The sequence below is a fragment of the Stenotrophomonas maltophilia genome, from assembly GCF_047497515.2.
GTDB lineage: Bacteria > Pseudomonadota > Gammaproteobacteria > Xanthomonadales > Xanthomonadaceae > Stenotrophomonas.
On record NZ_JAXAXL020000017.1, the window covers coordinates 14,624 to 33,566 of the forward strand.

Consider the following 18,943-nt stretch of genomic DNA (forward strand, 5'->3'; position numbering starts at 1 on the left):
GGATGCATGCGTCAGTGCCAACCAAGGTTGGCACCTACCCGGGCAAATACCAGTTGCAGTAGATCCGCGCCATGCGTGGATGCATGCGTCAGTGCCAACCAAGGTTGGCACCTACCCGGGCAAATACCCGCTGCAGTAGATCCACGCCATGCGTGGATGCACGCGTCAGTGCCAACCAAGGTTGGCACCTATCCGGGCAAACACCAGTTGCAGTAGATCCACGCCATGCGTGGATGCATGCGTCAGTGCCAACCAAGGTTGGCACCTACCAGCGGCAGTCGCCGGAAAACCCGGGGCGTTACGCCGCGGATTCGTCGGGCTTGACCCGGAACCAGGCCGCGTACAGCGCCGGCAGGAACACCAGGGTCAGCACCGTACCGACGATCAATCCACCCATGATCGAGATCGCCATCGAGCCATAGAACGCGCTGCGCGACAGCGGAATCATCGCCAGCACGGCGGCGAGCGCGGTCAGCACGATCGGGCGGAAGCGGCGCACCGTCGCATCGATGATCGAATGCCAACGGTCGTGCCCGGCGTCGATGTCCTGCTGGATCTGGTCGATCAGGATCACCGAGTTGCGCATGATCATGCCCGCCAGTGCGATCGTGCCCAGCAATGCCACGAAGCCGAACGGCGCGCGGAACAGCAGCAGGAACAGGGTCGCACCGATGATGCCCAGCGGCGCAGTCACCAGCACCATCGCTGCGCGCGAGAAGCTGCGCAGCTGCAGCATCAGCAGCGTGGCCACCACCACCAGGAACAGCGGCATGCCGGCCTTGATCGAGTTCTGGCCGCGGGCCGAATCCTCCACCGTACCGCCGGTCTCCAGCAGGTAACCGCTGGGCAGTTCGGCACGGATGCCGTCCAGCGTCGGCAGGATCTGGTGGACCACGTCCAGCGGCTGCATGCCATCGCTGATGTCGGCGCGCACGGTCACCGTCGGCAGTCGGTTGCGGTGCCAGATGATGCCGTCCTCGAAGCCGTACTCCATCGTCGCCACCTGCGACAGGGTGATGCTGCCGCCGTTGGCGGTGGGCATCGACAGGCTCGACAGCAGCTCCAGCTGGTTGCGCTCATCGGCCGGACCGCGCAGCAGCATCTCGATCTGGCGGTTGCCCTCGCGGTACACGCTCACCGATTGCCCGGCCAGCGAACTGGACAGGAACTGGCTGACCTGGGCACTGCTCACGCCCAGCGCGCGGGCACGCTCCTGGTCGATCACCAGCCGCACTACCTTGCTCGGCTCGCTCCAGTCCAGGTTGACGTTCATCACGTGCGGGTTCTCACGCACCTTGGCCTCGACCTGGCGCGCGATCGCCTGCACCTTCTCGATGTGCTCGCCGGAGATGCGCATCTGCACCGGGTAACCGACCGGCGGGCCGTTCTCCAGCCGCGTCACGCGCATCTGCACATCCGGGAACTTCGGGATCACCTCGTGCAGCAGCCAGTCGCGGGTGCTCTCGCGCGATTTGATGTCCTTGGCCAGCACCACGAACTGGGCGAAGTTGGTCGCCGGCAGCTGCTGGTCCAGCGGCAGGTAGAAGCGCGGCGAACCGGTACCGACATAGGACACGTAGTTGGCGATGCCGTCGCGGCTGGACAGCAGCTTCTCCAGCTTCTCGGCCTGGGCCTGGGTCGAGCGCAGCGAGGCGCCCTCGGCCAGTTCGATGTCCACCATCAGTTCCGGCCGGGTCGAATCCGGGAAGAACTGCTGCGGCACGAAGCGGAACAGCATCAACGAAAACACGAACAGGGCAATGGTCGCGGCAATCACCCACCAACGCCGGCGCAGACAGGCGTCCAGGAAGCGACGGAAGCTGCGGTAGAACGGGCGCTGGTACGGGTCATGGTCGTGCCCATGCTGCGGCGGCGCAATCAGGTTGGCCAGCGCCGGGTAGCGGTCGGCCCATTGCTGGCGCTTGGCATGCCAGCGCGCGGACAGGCTGCCTGGCTTCGGCGGCTGTGGATTGAACAGGTCCGGCAGCATCTTGTCGCCCAGGTACGGGATGAACAGCACCGCTGCAATCCACGACACCACCAGCGCGATGGTCACCACCTGGAACAGCGAACGGGTGTACTCACCGGTGCTCGATGCTGCCGTGGCGATCGGCAGGAAGCCGGCCGCGGTGATCAGGGTGCCGGTCAGCATCGGGAATGCGGTTGACTCCCAGGCGAAGCTGGCCGCGCGCAGGCGGTCGTAGCCCTGTTCCATCTTGGTGGCCATCATCTCCACCGCGATGATCGCATCGTCCACCAGCAGGCCCAGCGCCAGCACCAGCGCGCCCAGCGAGATCTTGTGCAGGCCGATGTCGAAGTAGTGCATGACGAAGAAGGTCATCGCCAGCACCAGCGGAATGGTCACGCCCACCACCAGGCCGGTGCGCAGGCCCAGCGAGAAGAAGCTGACCAGCAGCACGATCACCACCGCTTCGGTCAGCACCTGCACGAACTCGCCGACCGACTCCTCCACCGACTGCGGCTGGTCGGACACCTTGCGCAGCTGCATGCCGGCCGGCAGGGTCTTCTGCAGCCGCTCGAACTCGGCATCGAGGTTGGCGCCCAGCTTGAGGATGTCACCGCCGTCCTTCATCGCCACCGCCAGGCCGATCGCCTCCTCGCCCATGAAGCGCATCTTCGGCGACGCCGGGTCGGCGAAGCCACGCTTGATCTCGGCGATGTCACCCAGGTGCACGGTACGGTCGCCGGCGCGGATCGGGAACTGGCGGATCGCCTCGATATCGTTGAACTGTCCGGTCACGCGCAGCTGCACGCGGTCGGTGGCGGTCTCGAAGAAGCTGGTGCCGGTGACCGCGTTCTGGTCGGCCAGCGCCTGCTGCACCTGCTGCATCGACACGCCCAGCGTGGCCAGGCGGGTGTTGGACAGCTCGATCCACACCTTCTCGTCCTGCAGGCCGACCAGGTCGATCTTGCCGACGTCGGGCACGCGCTGCAGTTCAAGCTGGATGCGATCGGCGTAGTCACGCATCACCGCGTAGTCGAAACCCTTGCCGGTCAGCGCATAGATGTTGCCGTAGGTGTCGCCGAACTCGTCGTTGAAGAACGGGCCGACGATCTCGCGCGGGAGCGTGGCCCGGATGTCGCCCACGCGCTTGCGTACCTGGTACCACAGGTCCGGAATCTGCTTGGAACGCAGGCTGTCGCGGGCCATGAAGATCACCTGCGATTCGCCCGGGCGCGAGTACGAGCGGATGAACTCGTACTCGCCGGTGTTCATCAGTGCCTTCTCGATCGGCTCGGTCACCTGCCGCGAGACCTGCTCGGCAGTGGCACCCGGCCATAGCGTGCGCACCACCATCGCCTTGAAGGTGAACGGCGGATCCTCGGACTGGCCCAGGTGCTTGTACGACCACGCGCCGATCAGCGCGAAGGCGAGCATCGCGAACAGCACCAGTGGACGGTTGGCCAGCGCCCACTCGGAAAGATTGAAGCGGCGCACCGGCTTACTCCTTGGCCTTGGCGGCGGCGGCTGGCGCGGCCGGCTTCAGCACCGGGCGGTTCTGCCGGTCCACCGCGATCACCGGCTGGCCTGCACGCAGCAGATGGCCACCTGCGGCGACCACCCAGTCACTCGCACCGACGCCGGAGAGCACCGGCACCGTCTCGCTGCCGTAGGCACCGGTGGTGACCGTCGCGGCCTTCAGCGTGCTGTTGGCCGGATCGACCACCCACACGCTGGCGGCACCGTCGGCACCGCGTTGCAGCGCGCCCAGCGGCAGCTGCAGGGTGCCGTGGCGGCCGGCGCTGCTGTAGACGCGTGCACTCTGGCCCAGTTCGACATCGGCCAGTGCGTCGGCCGCCAGGCTGACCCGGGTCGCATAGGTGCGTGCCTGCGGGTCGGCGGCGGCGGCAATCTCGCGGATCGTGCCCGGCAGGCGCTGGCCCGGGCGGTTCCACAACTCCACCTCCACCGGCTGGCCGACCGCATAGTCGCGGATGGTGGCTTCAGGCAGGTCGATCAGCACCTCGCGGCCACCGTCGGCGGCCAGGTTGAAGATGGTCTGGCCGGCGGACACCACCTGCCCGGCTTCGGCCTCGCGGCTGGCGATCACGCCGTCGGCCGGCGCGCGCAGCTGCGCGTAATCGGCCTGGTTGCGCAGCACATCGAGGTTGGCACGGGCGGCATTGGCCTGGCCCTGTGCGGCCTTGAACGCAGCGGACTGCTGGTCCAGCTGCGAGCGGCTGACCAGCTGCTGGTCGGCCAGCACCTGATAGCGCTTGAGGTCGTCGCGCGCGCGCGCCAGGTCGGCCTCGGCCGCGGCCAGCTGGGCCTGCGACGCACGGGCCTGGAGCGCGAAGTCGGCCACGTCCAGCTCGGCCAGCACGTCGCCCTTCTTCACCCGCTGGCCGGCATCGACATGGCGCTTGACCAGGTGGCCGCCGACGCGGAACGACAGCGGGCTTTCCTGGCGGGCACGCACCGTGCCTGGAAACGCCGCAGGCGCCTGCCCGGCCTGCTCACCGGGATGCACCACCAGCACCGGCACGGCCGCCTGCGGCGCCTGTTCCTGTCCCGAACAGGCTGCCAGCGCAGCCACCCACACCATACCGCCCATCCAGCGCACGATCTTCATCGGTCAACGTCCTGAAAACGCAGGGTCCAACAAGGGGGAGCCGCGACAACCGGCCCAATTTAATAAACCGGCCGGTATAGTATAAATATCGAACCGCTTGGTCTAGTATTGTTGCGATGAGTTCTCCCACTTCCCGCAAGCCGTCGGCCAAGCCCGCTGCCAAGGCCGCCGGACCCGGGCGCCCCAAGGACCTCGGCAAGCGCGCGGCCATCCTTGAAGCAGCCAAGGCCCTGTTCATCGAACAGGGCTATACCGGCGTGAGCATGGACAGCATCGCCGGCCAGGCCGGGGTCTCGAAGCTGACCGTGTACAGCCACTTCGGCGACAAGGAGACCCTGTTCTCCGAGGCCGTGCAGTCCAAATGCATTGAAATGCTGCCCGACGCGCTGTTCGTGGCCGACGCCGACGGCCCGCTGCGCGACCAGCTGATCGGCATCGGCCTGGCCTTCTTCAAGCTGATCACCTCCGATGCGGCGATCTCGATCCAGCGCATGATGATGGCGCCGGAGACCGACGAGCGCCTGCGCGAGCTGTTCTGGCAGGCCGGCCCGGAGCGCACCTGCGAGGCCCTGGCCGACTTCCTGCGCGCCCGCGGCGAACGCGGCGAGCTGGACATCCCCGACTACTACCTTGCCGGGCAGCAGTTCCTGACCCTGGTGAAGGGCGAGGTGCACATGCATATGATGTGCGGCATGCCACTGTCACCGGTGGAGTGCGACCCTCTCACCCACGTGACCGCCAGCATCGACTTCTTCCTGCGCGCCTACGCGCCGCGAGGGGCCGCAACCGGCTGAAACGGCAAACCTGAATGAACCGGAGGTCGCGATGACTTCCGGCACTGCGACCCCGGCCCCCCGAAAGCTGATGCTCTGGGCGCGCCGCCGGCCTCCGGCACCGGTAAAATGGCCGGCCCACTGCGCTGGATTTGAACCTCATGACGATTGATTACGCCCACGCCCGCGAACTGATGGTGGAACAGCAGATCCGTCCCTGGGACGTGCTGGACATCAAGGTGCTCGACGTACTGGCCCGCCTGCCGCGCGAGGCCTTTGTCGCCGACGCGCACCGGGCGCTGGCCTATGCCGACGTCGAACTGCCGATCGGCCATGGCCAGAAGATGATGAAGCCGGTCATCGAGGGCCGTACCCTGCAGGCGCTGGACCTGCAGCCGGGTGACGAAGTGCTGGAAATCGGCACCGGCAGCGGCTTCCTGGCCGCCTGCATCGGCGCGCTGGCGCGCGACGTGCTGAGCCTGGAGATCGACCCCGAGCTGGCCGCCGCCGCGCGCGCCCGCCTGGATGCATCCGGCCTGGGCACCAACGTCCGCGTTGAAGTGGCCGACGCCCTGTCGTGGCAGACCGAACGCCGCTTTGACGTGATCTGTGTCACTGGTGCGGTCGACGTGGTGCCGTCACAGTTCGCCTCGTGGCTGCGTCCGGGTGGCCGCCTGTTCGTGATCCAGGGCCGCTCGCCGGCGATGGAGGCCCTGCTGGTCAAGGCCGACGGCAGCACCGAATCGCTGTTCGAAACCGATATCGATTACCTGCGCGGTGCCGCCCCGGCACCCCAGTTCCACCTCTGAGTCCAAGGAAGCCGCAATGATCCGCCGATCCCTCGCTGTTGCGCTGGCCACTGCCCTGCTGCCGTTGTCCGCCCATGCCGCCGACCTGCTGCAGGTCTACGAGATGGCGCGCAACGGCGATCCGCAGCTGTCAGCCGCTGAATCGACCCGGCTGGTCGACAAGGAAGGCGCCGTGCAGGCGCGCGCTGCCCTGCTGCCGCAGATCAACGGCCAGGCCACGCTGAACCGCACGCGCAGTGAACCGAACGCCGATGTCAATTCGGGCTCGTTCACCAACAAGCGTCGCAACTACACGATCGACGGCAGCCAGACGCTGTTCAACTGGACCCAGATCAACAATCTGCGTTCGCAGCGCGAGCTGAGCAAGGCGGCGGACTTCACCCTCGATTCGGCCAACGACAGCCTGATCGTGCGCACCTCGGCGGCCTACTTCAATGTGCTGGTGGCGATCGAATCGCTGAACGCCGCACAGACCAATGAAGCGGCCGCGAAGAAGCAGTTCGACTTCGCCGACAAGCGCCTGGAAGTGGGCCTGGCGCCGATCACCGACGTGCACGAAGCCCGCGCCCAGTACGACCAGGCGCGCGCCAACACCATCGTTGCGCAGAACACCCTGGCCGATAACTACCAGGCCCTGACCGAACTGACCGGCCAGCCGGTGGTCAACCTGCGCGGCCTGCCGGCCGACTTCCGCCCGGAAGTGCCGGCCAACCGCGGCAACATCGACGAGCTGGTGCACCAGGCCTCGACCCAGAATCCGGCGCTGAAGGCGCAGGAACTGAAGGTCAGTGCCGCCGAGGCGAGCGTGCAGGCCGCCCGTGGTGGTCACTACCCGACCCTGTCGCTGGGTGGCAGCTGGGGCAAGAGCGCGACCTGGGGTGACAGCACCGGTTCCGGCTCGCTGTCGCCCGATGCGCGTACCAACAGCATCGGCCTGACCCTGAGCGTGCCGATCTTCGCCGGCGGTGCCACCCAGTCCGGCGTGCGCCAGGCGCTGGCCCAGCGTGACATCGCCCAGGACGGTTACGAGCAGCAGAAGCGCGCGCTGGACCGCAACACCCGCAATGCCTACCAGACCCTGGTGCAGGGCATCAGCGAAGTGGAAGCCCGCCGCCTGGCGGTGGTCTCGGCACAGAGCGCATACGACGCCTCGCAGGTTGGCCTGGAAGTCGGTACCCGTACCGTGCTGGACGTGATCCAGAACCAGCGCATCCTGTTCTCGGCGCAGCTGGATTACGCCAATGCGCGTTACACCTTCCTGCAGAACCGCCTGTTGCTGAGCCAGTCGCTGGGCGCGCTGGATGTGGCCGAGCTGCAGGACGTCAACCGCCTGCTGACCCAGGACGCTGGCAATCCGGCAACGACCACGCGCTGAGTCGTCGCTCTGCCTGCAACGAACAAGCCACCCGCAAGGGTGGCTTTTTTTTGTGGGGCCTCCAAGCGCAGCCATGTGCGCTGGCGTCAAACCGGCCAGGAGCGTATCCGGTCCACGGCGGCCAGCAGGCACAACGTCGCCGCCACTGGCGCCAGCAACGGCATCATGCGCGGCATCACCGCCTCCACGCGCAACGCGGCCAGGCACAGCGCCGCCATCACCAGCAGGGTCACGACACCCGGCAGCGCGGGCAACATGCCCATCGGCACCCACAACACCAACAGCGTCGCGCCCAGCACCAGGAACACGGTGGCGCGACGATGTCCATCGCGGCGCGGCCCTTCGCCTTTCGCCGGCCAGAGCGCGGTTGCCAGTGGTGCGGCCAGCAGCAACAGCACCAGCTGCAACGCCGCCAGGCCGGCGACCCCGGCCAACGGCAGCAACGGCAGCATCCACTGCAGCGATGGGTGGCCGTGCAGTGCCACTGACAACGGCCGTGTGCTGGCCAGCGCCGGGAATTCGACCAGTCCCGCCTGCAGCGCGGCCAGTGCGATCAACAGCAGCGTTGCCACCAGCACCACCGCCAGCAACACGTTTGAGTGGTGGGCCGATGCCTTCCGGCGCAGGCCGGGCAGTCCCAGCGCCAATCCGGCGCTGCCGAAGACGCCAAGCAGCGGCGGGGTTGCAGCGAGCACGCCGCCGATCCCGAAGCGATAGGGCGCGATCGCCTCCGGCAGCCAGGGAATCCAGTGCGCGTAGTGCACGTGGCGTGCCGCCAGGACCAACAGCAACGCGCCTACGCCGGCCTTCACCGTCACCAGCGCACACGCCACCAGTACGGCCCGCCGCGGCGGCAGCAGCGCGCACATGCCCCACAGCCACAGGCCCGCCGCGGCCATCACCGGGTCTGGTACGCCGTATCCCGGATCGAAGCCCCTCGTGGCCAGCAGCGCCTGCAGGTGAACGGCCATCGACTGCGCGGCGCCTGCCAGGGTCACCAGCAGTTCCAGCAGCAATGCCGCTCCCAACAGAACGGCAACCCTGCTTCCCCAGCCCGCCGCCAGCAGTCCGTACAGGCCAGCCGCCTCAGGCCGTTGCCGGTGCACCCAGCGTACGCAGCACAGCACCAGTGCTGCAGCCAGCGCCGCCAGCAGCAGGCTCAGCACGATCGCCGGCCCCGCCTGCGCCGCCGTGTGCTGGCCGACCAGTGCGATCACGCTGCCCCCCAGCAGCAGAGTCAGCGCCACCACCGCAAGATGATCGGTCCCGGGCCGGGCATGCCCCGTGTCGTCCAGGGCGCCACTGTCGCTGTCCATCGCAAGTTCCCTTGATGCCCGCCCAAGCGCGGTCGACAGCAGGCTGGCAGCCCGCGCTGCACGACGGTATCGAATTTGATGCCAGGCATGCCGGGATGTGATCGCCGGCACGCTGGACGGGTCAAATCCGGTCCAGCGACGACAGCAATCGGGTCGCTAAGCAGACTTGATACAGTCGTTCACGACAGTGCGGCGACGCGCCTGCGTGGCCTGCCGGCGGTATCAGCTCCGCGGGGGCGGCAGGTGCGGCGCCACCAGCGCCAACGTCCGCTGCAGCGCGCCGCGACCGTTGTTGATCAGCGTGCATCCCGCGTGCGCCATGTCTTCGCGTGCTTGCGGGCTGTCGAGCAGATGCAGCAGCAGATCACCGACCGCCTGCACGTCCTCGCCGATCAGCAGGGCACCGGCCTCGCGCATGCGCCGCGAAATCTCCGAGAAATTGTGCAGGTGCGGACCGGTCACCGCAGCGGTCCCCATCGCGGCCGGCTCCAGCAGGTTGTGGCCGCCGATCGGCTGCAGGCTGCCGCCGACGAACGCCACCTGCGCGCAGGCGTAGAACGGCATCAGCTCGCCCAACGTATCGATGACGAATACATCGGAGCTGGCCTCGGGCCACTGCTGCGCGCGCCGCGTCGCGACATTCCATCCCTGCTCACGCGCCAGTGCCTCCACCTTCGGGAAGCGTTCGGGGTGCCGCGGCGCCCACAGCAGCAGCAGCCCGGGGTGCTGCTGGCGCAGGCGCCGGTGCAGGTCGATCACCGCCTGCTCTTCACCGTCATGGGTACTGGCGGCGATCCAGACCGGTCGCCCCGCCGACACACGGGCGTGGAACTCCCCGACGAAGCCCTGCACCTCCGGTACCGCAATGTCGAACTTCAGGTTGCCCAGCGCCTGCACCTGCTCCGGTGCAGCACCCAGCTGCACGAAACGGTCGGCATCATCCTGGGACTGCGCGGCCACGCAGGTCACCGTGCGCAGCGCTCGGCGGATCAGCGCTGCCAGCAGGCGGTAGCCACGCAGCGAACGTGCCGACAGGCGTGCATTGAGGATGTAGACCGGGATACCGCGGTCGCGGCAGCCGAACAGCATGTTCGGCCACAGCTCGGTTTCCAGGATCAGCGCCAGGCTGGGCTGGAAATGGCCCAGAAAGCGGTTGACGCTGCCTGGCACGTCATACGGCAGGTAGACGTGGTCCAGCGCATCTCCCCACAGCGCGCGCACGCGCTCGGAGCCGGTCGGGGTGATGGTGGTGATGACCCAGCGGATGTCCGGGCGCTGCTGGCGCAGCGCGTTCACCAACGGCGCTGCCGCATTGACCTCGCCCACCGACACCGCGTGCAGCCAGACCCGCGGCTGGCCGGTCGGTTGCGGATAGGAGGCATAGCGTTCATCCCAGCGCCGGAAGTACTCGCGGACCCGGAAGCCACGCCAGACCAGGTGGTACACGGTGATCGGCAGCAGGATGTAGAGCACGACCGAATACAGGCCGCGCAGGATCCATTCGACAGGGTCTTTACGCATGCCGCAAGGATACGGGAGCCCCCCGGGAAAGACACGCGGCTGCCTTGGTAGAATGGGCCAATGTCCGATGCCACCACCGCCGTCCGCCCGTCACTGCGCGACCCCCGCAACTGGCCGATGTTCGCCGCCATGCTGGGCGCCTTCGCCATCGCCCGCCTGCCGTGGATGCTGCAGCGTGCACTGGGCCGGGGCGTCGGTTGGATCAGCTGGCGCCTGCTGGGCAGCCGCCGCCGCGCCGCCGAGGTCAACCTGCAGCTGTGCTTCCCCGAGAAGGACGATGCCTGGCGCCGACGCCTGGTGCGCGACAGCTTCGACGCCCTGGGTGTCGGCGTGTTCGAGTGCATCCGCGCGTGGTGGGGCAGCATCGAGCGCATCCGCCCACAGGTACGGATCGAAGGCCTGGAGCATCTGCGGCAGATGCAGGCCGAGGGCCGCGGCGTGCTGCTGGTGTCGGGTCACTTCATGACCCTGGAAATGTGCGGGCGCCTGCTGTGCGACTACGTCGACCTGTCCGGCATGTACCGCAAGCACAAGAACCCGGTGTACGAGTGGGCGGTGAAGTTCGGCCGCCTGCGCTACGCCAAGGCGATGTTCGCCAACGAAGACATCCGCGCCACCGTGCGCCACCTGAAGAAGGGCGGCTTCCTCTGGTATGCGCCGGACCAGGACATGCGTGGCAAGGACACCGTGTTCGTGCCGTTCTTCGGCCATACCGCGTCCACCATCACCGCCACCCACCAGCTGGCGCGGATGACCGGCTGCGCGGTGATCCCGTACTTCCACCGCCGCGAGGGCGGGAAGTACTTCCTGAAGATCGGCGCTCCGCTGGAGAATTTTCCCAGCGAGGATGTGGAAGCTGATACCACGCGGGTCAACCAGGCCATCGAAGAGATGGTGCGCGAAGCGCCCGACCAGTACCTGTGGATCCATCGCCGATTCAAGCGGCAGCCGGGTGGCCGGAGCGATTTCTACAAATGACGCGGGGCCGGGTTGGCTTCATCCACGCATGGCGTGGATCTACCACGGCGGCGTGCGTTCGGTGACCGCCCATCCACGCATGGCGTGGATCCACCACGGTGATGTGCGTTCGGTAGATCCACGCCATGCGTGGATGCGCTTCGATCCCGTACCGGGATCACAACGGCCAGCGGCACCAGGCGTACGGGTACTCCCCCACCGCGCACGCCAAGCCCGCGCGGACCGGGTTGGCCATGATGTACATCGCCTTCTCGTGAAGTGATTCGTCGGTCCGTACTGCATGGTCGTGATAGCCGTGCTGCCACAGCGTGCCACGTCGATCCAGACGCTGGTTCAACAGCCGGCTGCTGCGTGATTTGAGCAGGGACATGCACTCGGCCAGGGCTCCCTCACGCAGCTCCATCAGCCAGTGCAGATGATCGGGCATCACCACCCACGCCAGGCTGTGACTGAATCCGCTGCGTTCGACGAAGCGCAGTGCATCTACCAGGATCGCCACGTTGGCGGCATCGGCAAAGTGCGGCTCTCGGCCAAGCGTTGCCGTCGTCAGCAGATATACGTTCCCGGAGTGGGAGTAACGACCGTAACGGAGTCTGGGGCTGGCCATGACCCCAGCGTGCGATACGCAGGGAGGCACCGGTAGTGGAGGTTGGCGCATGTTGGCGTCGGGAAAGCGCCATCCACGCATGGCGTGGATCTACCACGGCGGCGTTCGTTCGCTGACCGCCCATCCACGCATGGCGTGGATCTACCACGGCGGCGTTCGTTCGGTGACTGCCCCATCCGCGCATGGCGTGGATCCACCACGGCGGCGTTCGTGCGGTGACCGCCCATCCACGCATGGCGTGGATCTACCACGACGGGGTACGTTCGGTGACCGCCTCATCCACGCACGGCGTGGATCCACCACGGCGGCGTTCGTTCGCTGACCGCCCCATCTGCGCACGGCGTGGATCCACCACGGGGATGTGCGTTCGGTAGATCCACGCCATGCGTGGATGCGCCGTTATTTCAGCGCCGGTGATTCATCCGCCTCGCGCGCCAGCAGGCTGCCGGCGAACAACGCTGCCAGCAACACGGTCAGGCCGCCCCAGAACGCTGAGTAGAACGCCAGGTGGGTGTTGAGCGGGAACACGGTGACCGCCAGCGCCAGCATCGCCGGGCGCGCGCGGGCGCGGGCGATGGCGGGCGCATAACGCCATGCGCGCCACGCCTGGGCAACCGCCGCCAGCCACAGCAGCAGGCCGATCACACCGGTTTCGGCAAGGATTTCCAGCACGATCTGATGGGCGTGCAAGGCTGGAGCGTCACCCCATACCGCCGGCCCCTCCCCGGCCACGCAGGCCGGATACGCGTCGCGGAAACCGCGTGCGCCGACGCCGTTGAACGGGTGTTCTTCAATCATGCAGACGGCGGCTTCCCAGATCCGTGCACGCCCTGACAGCGCTTCGTCGACGCCATGTTCGCCCCCGCCCCACGCCATCGCGGTACGCGCCACGCGCTCGCGCAGCTGTGGCACGCTGGCGGTGAGCACGCCGGCACCCAGCACCGCGAGCAGCGCCAGCAACAGCATCCGCTTCACGCCGAACTGGCGAAGGCCGCTGTAGGCCAGTACCAACGCGAAGGTGATCCATGAGGCGCGCGAACCGGCCAGCAGCAGCACGCCGCCCAGCGCGGCGGCGGCCAGCAGCCAGCCCACGTTGCCGAAGCGGCGCGCCGCTGGCAGCAGCAGGAACGGTGACAGGCTGGCCAGCACCTGGCCGAACTTCAGATTGCACGGCCCCAATGCGCCGCTGAGGCGGTCAGCCAGCGCGGCTTCATCGGCCGGGCACAGCGCGTGGCCGCTGACCGCCAGCTTCAGCTGCTCCAGCGACCAGAACCACGGGCTGGTTCCGGCCACCGCCTGCACCAGTGCATCCAGCGTCCACGCAGCGGTGATCAACGCCAGGCCGCCGAAGGTCAGCCGCCGCCGCTCCGGTGTCGCCACCGCGATCGCCACCAGCCACATGAAAGGCAGGTAGCGCAGGCCGGCTGCGGCCTTGGTCCACGATGCAGACGGATCGATGGCATCGAACGCGGAAATGGCCTGCGGCAGCCAGTAGCCGAGGAACAGGATCGAGGTCAGCGCCCACGCGGCCGTGCTCAACAGGTGCGGGCGGCGTTGCAGGCGCCGCATGACCATGCGTGCGGCGGCATACAGCGCACCGAGGCCGAGCACGGTTTCGGCGATGCCCGGCAACGGCCACATCGCCACGTACGCCAGCACCCACCAGGGCGCCCAGCGCCCGGCGCGGTCGTCGCGCACGGTGACGGCGGGATCAGCCGGCGAGGTCGGCATAGAGGCGGAGGGTGTCACGCTGCATGGCCTGCAGGGTAAACGGGATACGGCTCGGCAGGGACGGCGGCTGCGAAAGCAGGGCCAGCGCACGTTCACCCAGTGCGCGTGCATCGCCGAGCGCCACCGCACCACTGGGCTGCAACTGGCGCAGCAGTTCGCCGACGCCGCCGTGGTCCCAACCCAGTACCGGGCGGCCCACCGACAACGCCTCGACCACGGTGCGGCCAAAGGCTTCCGGCTTGTCCGACAGCTGCAGCACCAGGTCGCTGGCCGCATAGGCCTGGGCGATGCGCGCGGTGGGCGTGCTGATGTGCACGGCCTCGGCCACGCCAAGCGCGGCGGCCTGCCGGCGCAGATCGGCCACGTAGGCTTCGCGGCCCGGCTCCTCGGTGCCCAGCATCCACAGCTGGGCCGGCACGCCCGCCGCGCGGACATCGGCGAGCAGCTGCAATGCGTGGGCATGGCCCTTCAAGCGGGTGCCACGCCCCGGCAACAGCAGCAGCGGGCCGCCAACCTGGGCCAGCCACGGGTAATCAGCGGCCAGTGCCAAGCGTGGCCGTTGGTCAGCGCGCGCCACGCGCGGGAACTGGCCGACATCGACGCCACGCGGGATGACCTGCAGCGTTTGTTCCGGCACGGTCGGATAATGCCGCTGCACGTAGTCGCGCACCGTGTTGGACACGCAGATCACGCGTTCGCCGCTGGTCATCACCGCACTGTAGCGACTGGGCGAATTCAGGCCGTGCACCGTGGTGACCCAGTGCGGGCGCTGTGCGGTGGGCAGGGCGCGGATCGCATACAGGCCCAGCCAGGCCGGCAGCCGCGAGCGCGCATGCACGATGTCCGCGCCCACCTCGGCAAACAGGCGGCGCAGGGTCGGCAGATGGCGCAGGGTCAGCAGCGACTTGCGGCCGATGTCGAGGGTGAGGTGTTCGGCACCGCTATCGAGCAACGGCGGCACCAAGCGGCCACCGGCGGAAACCACCAGCGCGCGATGGCCGGCGGCGACCAGCGCCGAGGCGATTTCCAGGGTCGAGCGCTCGACACCGCCGGAGTGCAGCGCCGGCAGCAACTGCACCACGGTCAATCGGCGCATCGACGGGGCGGCCGCTTAGTCGGCCAGCACGAACACGGAACCGCAGTACGGACACTGCGCTTCGCCGTTGGGCTCGTCTTCGATCGGCAGGTACACGCGCGGATGCGAGTTCCACAGCGCCATTTCCGGGGTCGGGCAGCTCAGCGGCAGATCGCTGCGGTGCACGGTGTAGCGCTTCTCGGCATTGGCGGGCGCGGTGGCGGTATGGCTCATGGCGGGTGTCGGTGAACGGGTTGCGAGGCCTGTGATTCTAGCATCCGCGCCGCCCCGACATGGCGCCGCAGCGGGTTCGCGCGCGCTGCGGCACGATTCTGCATGCCTGGGCATGGTGGGCCGGCAGCGTCCCGCCTGCGCAATCTGCCGGCCGATCCGGAAGGTTCCCGCTGAAAATCGGCAACCTGCGTATTTTCCGCATTTGGATCGAACTAAATGGCACTTGTCAGGCCGCGACGGCTGTTGCAGGATCGGGCCAGGTCGCACCCCGACCTGCCCAATCCGACCCGATCGCATGGCCCGCCCCCACCGGACCGGCATCGCCTCTTCCACTGCCACTGCGGCGGGCGGAGCGATGCTGCCCGTGGTGTCCGCCGATGCGGGTTCTGCCCGCCGCCAGCCCTTCCGGGAGACCCCTGCATGACCCTGTCCGATCCTCGCCGCGCCCTGCTTCCGCTCGCCCTGGCCCTGGCCTGTGCGACCACTGCGATGCCGGTGCTGGCACAGGGGCTGCAGACGTCATTCGAACCCGGTGAGCCGGCCCCGGCTGCCGCCGCCGGTGCCTTGCAGGTCACCATCGGCAACGGCCCTGGCGCGCCCTACGCCGCCAAGCGCAACGCCGGCTACAGCAGCCTGCACGCCCTGCGCTACAGCAGCGAAGGCGGCAGCGCGCGGCGCGAACTGTTCAGGACCGACCTGCCGATCGAGGCCGACACCACGCTGTCGTGGCTGGTGCTGCCGGAGATCGTCGGAACCGACACCGTCGCCTCGACCTATGTCTCACTGGACCTGCGCCTGGACGATGGCAGCCGCGTCTCCACCGGCGCCGCACGCGACCAGCACGGCGTGGCCATCGGCGCACGCGCGCAGGGCGATTCGAAGACGCTGTACCCACAACAGTGGGCACGCAAGGCGGTGCGCCTGGGCGATGTGCCTGGATTGAAGGGGCGTCGGGTCGTGGCGATCGAGCTGGAGGTGGCCAGCGGCGACGGTGCGCCGGTCTCGGGCTGGATCGACGATGTGCGCCTGGATGCACAACCGCGGCAGCAGCCGCAGCGCGCCTCCGACTGGGTGCTGACCACCCGCGGCACCCAGGCCAACGGGACCTTCTCGCGCGGCAACAACTTTCCGGCCACGGCAGTGCCGCACGGATTCAACTTCTGGACCCCGGTGACCGATGCCGGTGCACTGAACTGGCTGTACCGCTGGAACGAACAGAACGACGCACAGAACCGTCCGCAGCTGCAGGCGCTTGCGCTGAGCCACCAGCCCAGCCCCTGGATGGGCGACCGCCAGACCTTCCAGGTGATGCCCTCGGCCAGCCGTGGCGTGCCCGATGCCGATCGCCGCAAGCGCGCGCTGTCATTCGATCGCAGCCATGAGAACGCGCGCCCCTACCGTTACGACGTGCGCTTCGACAACGGCATCGCCGCCGCGATCGCGCCGACCGACCACGCCGCGCTGTTCCGCTTTGATTTCCCTGAAGGCGGCGACGCCAACCTGCTGTTCGACAATGTCGATGCACGTGGCGGCCTGAGCCTGGATGCCGCCACGCAGACGCTGTCCGGCTATACCGATACGCGCAGCGGCCTGTCCAACGGTGCCAGCCGCATGTACGTGGTGGCCAGCTTCGACAAACCTTGGCGCAGCAGCGGTCGCCTCGACACCGGCCGTCCGACCGGCTACATCAAGTTCGACGCCGGCAACGCGCGGCGGGTGACCATGCGCATCGCCACCTCGTTGATCTCGCTGGAACAGGCGCGGCACAACCTCGCCCTGGAAATCGCCGCCGCCGACACGCTGGAGAGCGTGGCCGGCCGCGCACAGGATGCATGGGACGCGCGCCTGGCCCGCTTCGACATCGGCGATGCCAGCGACGACCAGAAGACCACGCTGTACTCCAGCCTGTACCGGCTGTACCTGTATCCGAACTCCGGCCACGAGAATGCCGGCAGCGCGGCAGCACCCGACTGGCGCTACGCCAACCAGGCCAGCGCCAGCGACGCCAACACCGAGGGCAGCGCCAGCCGCAGCTTCACCGGTGTGCGCGATGGCAAAGTGTTCGTCAACAACGGCTTCTGGGACACCTTCCGCACCACCTGGCCGGCCTATGCGCTGTTCACCCCCGACGATGCCGGGCAGCTGGTGCAGGGCTTCATTGAACAGTACCGCGCCGGTGGCTGGATCGCGCGCTGGTCGTCGCCGGGTTATGCGGATTTGATGGTCGGTACCAGTTCGGACGTGGCCTTCGCCGATGCCTGGCTGAAGGGTATCGGCGGCTTCGATCCGGCCGAAGCCTATGCTGCTGCGCTGAAGAACGCGACGGTGGTGCCGCCGGACCGCCACGTCGGCCGCAAGGGCATGGACCGTTCAACCTTCCGTGGCTACGCCAGCGCAGACGTGCATGAAGGCATGTCGTGGACGATGGAAGGCGCGCTCAACGACTTCGGCATCGCCAACATGGCCGACGCCCTGGCCACGCGCGCGACCACGCCGGCGCTGCGCGAGCGCTACAGCACCGAGGCCGACTACTTCCGGTACCGTGCGGCCAGCTACGCGACGATGTTCGATCCGGTCGCCGGTTTCTTCCAGGGCCGCAACGCCGATGGCCGCTGGCGCGTGGACAGCAGCCAGTACGACCCGCGCGTGTGGGGCCACGACTACACCGAGTCCAATGGCTGGACGTTCGCCTTCACCGCCGCCCACGATGGCGAGGGCCTGGCCGCGCTGTACGGTGGCCGCGACAAGCTGGCCGCCAAGCTGGATGCCTTCTTCGCCACGCCGGAGACCGCCGACCCGGCGCTGGCCGGCTCCTACGGCGGCACCATCCATGAAATGACCGAAGCACGCGACGTGCGCATGGGCATGTACGCGCACAGCAACCAGCCGGCGCACCACATTCCGTGGATGTACCTGTACGCCGGGCAGCCGTGGAAGACCCAGCAGCACGTGCGCGAGATCCTGTCGCGGCTGTACGTGGGCAGCGAGATCGGCCAGGGCTATCCGGGCGACGAGGACAACGGCGAGACGTCGGCGTGGTACGTGCTGGCCTCGCTGGGCCTGTACCCGCTGCGCATGGGCGCGCCGGAGTACGTGATCGGTTCGCCCGCGTTCCGCCATGCCCGCGTTGAACTGCAGGGCGGCGCGGTGCTGACCGTGAACGCGGCCAACAACTCGCGCGAGAACGTCTACGTGCAGTCACTGAAGATCAACGGCAAGCCCTGGGCCCAGACCTGGGTGCCGCATGAACTGATCGCCAAGGGGGCAACCCTGGACTTTGTGATGGGCCCGCAGCCATCGCGCTGGGGTAGCGGCGTGGACGACGTGCCGCGCTCGCTGACCGCGCGTGGCCAACGACCGCAGCTGCTGCACGACCTGCTCGGCCACACCGCGAAAGCGACGCTGGCCGATGGCCGCTCCCTGCCGGCGCTGGTGGATGACGATGCCGGCACCACGGTCGGCCTGGGCGGAGGGGCCACCATCGCGCTGACCGGGCTGGGCGATGGCACGCCGACGCTGTACACGCTGACCAGCGGTGACGGCAGCATCCATGGCGGTGCGTGGACACTGGAGGCGCGCACCGGCGGCGGCAGTTGGATCACGCTCGACCAGCGCAGCGCAGAAGACTTCGACTCGGCACGGCAGACCCGTCCGTTCCGCATCGCGAAGCCCGGCCGCTACAGTGAGTACCGCTTGCGCCTGGCGGCACGGGGACGCCTGTCGCTGGCCGAGATCGAACTGCTGGCAGCGACCCCGGTGCAATGAGCCGTCGTGGGGGCGCGGCTTCAGCGCGACCGTACGAAGCCGGCGTACAGCGCGAACAACTGCTGGAAGTACCGCCGGGTCACTCGATTGCGCATGACACTTTCGCCGATGGGGAGGTGGTCGGGCCCAGGGTGGGAAGGCCGGTCCGGTCCCTTCCCACGGCC

The 18,943-nt window shown here is 68.1% G+C and carries 13 protein-coding genes; 5 read left to right on the top strand and 8 right to left on the bottom strand.

Going from position 1 to position 18,943, the window contains the following annotated elements; translation table 11 throughout:
- Positions 1–298: 298 nt before the first annotated feature.
- A complete protein-coding gene (locus ACMZPQ_RS18815) occupies positions 299–3,460 on the bottom strand; it encodes an efflux RND transporter permease subunit (protein ID WP_197582884.1) in 3,162 nt (1,053 codons plus the stop codon).
- A 4-nt stretch (positions 3,461–3,464) separates the two neighbouring features.
- A complete protein-coding gene (locus tag ACMZPQ_RS18820; protein ID WP_197582885.1) occupies positions 3,465–4,595 on the bottom strand; it encodes an efflux RND transporter periplasmic adaptor subunit in 1,131 nt (376 codons plus the stop codon).
- A 116-nt stretch (positions 4,596–4,711) separates the two neighbouring features.
- Here ACMZPQ_RS18820 and ACMZPQ_RS18825 point away from each other — a divergent pair, with 116 nt between their 5' ends.
- From ACMZPQ_RS18825 to ACMZPQ_RS18835, 3 genes are all read left to right on the top strand, one after another.
- Entirely contained in the window at positions 4,712–5,389 is a 678-nt protein-coding gene (locus tag ACMZPQ_RS18825; RefSeq protein ID WP_197582886.1) for a TetR/AcrR family transcriptional regulator C-terminal domain-containing protein, read from the top strand.
- Positions 5,390–5,529: 140 nt separating this feature from the next.
- Positions 5,530–6,177, top strand: coding sequence for a protein-L-isoaspartate O-methyltransferase family protein (locus ACMZPQ_RS18830; protein WP_006468193.1), 648 nt, complete (start codon positions 5,530–5,532; stop codon positions 6,175–6,177).
- Positions 6,178–6,193: 16 nt separating this feature from the next.
- Positions 6,194–7,552 carry a TolC family outer membrane protein gene (locus tag ACMZPQ_RS18835; protein ID WP_197582887.1) on the top strand — a complete coding sequence of 453 codons (1,359 nt, stop codon included), beginning with the start codon at positions 6,194–6,196 and terminating at the stop codon, positions 7,550–7,552.
- 86 nt (positions 7,553–7,638) lie between these two features.
- Here ACMZPQ_RS18835 and ACMZPQ_RS18840 read toward each other — a convergent pair whose 3' ends face one another.
- Both ACMZPQ_RS18840 and waaA read right to left on the bottom strand, forming a co-directional pair.
- A complete protein-coding gene (locus ACMZPQ_RS18840; protein ID WP_197582889.1) occupies positions 7,639–8,868 on the bottom strand; it encodes an amino acid transporter in 1,230 nt (409 codons plus the stop codon).
- 222 nt (positions 8,869–9,090) lie between these two features.
- A complete protein-coding gene (gene waaA, locus ACMZPQ_RS18845; RefSeq protein WP_197582890.1) occupies positions 9,091–10,389 on the bottom strand; it encodes a lipid IV(A) 3-deoxy-D-manno-octulosonic acid transferase in 1,299 nt (432 codons plus the stop codon).
- Positions 10,390–10,449: 60 nt separating this feature from the next.
- On the opposite strand from waaA, the gene ACMZPQ_RS18850 reads away from it, so the two are divergent.
- The gene (locus tag ACMZPQ_RS18850) at positions 10,450–11,367 is read left to right on the top strand and encodes an LpxL/LpxP family Kdo(2)-lipid IV(A) lauroyl/palmitoleoyl acyltransferase (RefSeq protein ID WP_197582891.1); all 918 of its coding nucleotides are present in this window, start codon (positions 10,450–10,452) and stop codon (positions 11,365–11,367) included.
- 157 nt (positions 11,368–11,524) lie between these two features.
- Here the strand turns inward: ACMZPQ_RS18850 and ACMZPQ_RS18855 are convergent, their stop codons facing one another.
- From ACMZPQ_RS18855 to ACMZPQ_RS18870, 4 genes are all read right to left on the bottom strand, one after another.
- On the bottom strand, positions 11,525–11,974 hold the full coding sequence (locus ACMZPQ_RS18855; RefSeq protein ID WP_197582892.1) for an REP-associated tyrosine transposase: 450 nt from the start codon (positions 11,972–11,974) through the stop codon (positions 11,525–11,527).
- Positions 11,975–12,373: 399 nt separating this feature from the next.
- Entirely contained in the window at positions 12,374–13,705 is a 1,332-nt protein-coding gene (locus ACMZPQ_RS18860; RefSeq protein ID WP_197582896.1) for an O-antigen ligase family protein, read from the bottom strand.
- The gene (locus tag ACMZPQ_RS18865) at positions 13,686–14,801 is read right to left on the bottom strand and encodes a glycosyltransferase (protein ID WP_197582893.1); all 1,116 of its coding nucleotides are present in this window, start codon (positions 14,799–14,801) and stop codon (positions 13,686–13,688) included. The genes ACMZPQ_RS18860 and ACMZPQ_RS18865 overlap by 20 nt, the downstream gene beginning before the upstream one ends.
- Before the next feature lie 15 nt (positions 14,802–14,816).
- Positions 14,817–15,014, bottom strand: a complete 198-nt coding sequence (locus tag ACMZPQ_RS18870) for a zinc-finger domain-containing protein (protein WP_005410967.1) — start codon at positions 15,012–15,014, stop codon at positions 14,817–14,819.
- 420 nt (positions 15,015–15,434) lie between these two features.
- On the opposite strand from ACMZPQ_RS18870, the gene ACMZPQ_RS18875 reads away from it, so the two are divergent.
- Complete coding sequence (locus tag ACMZPQ_RS18875) at positions 15,435–18,779, top strand: GH92 family glycosyl hydrolase (RefSeq protein WP_312647000.1); 3,345 nt, start codon at positions 15,435–15,437, stop codon at positions 18,777–18,779.
- Positions 18,780–18,943 lie beyond the last annotated feature (164 nt).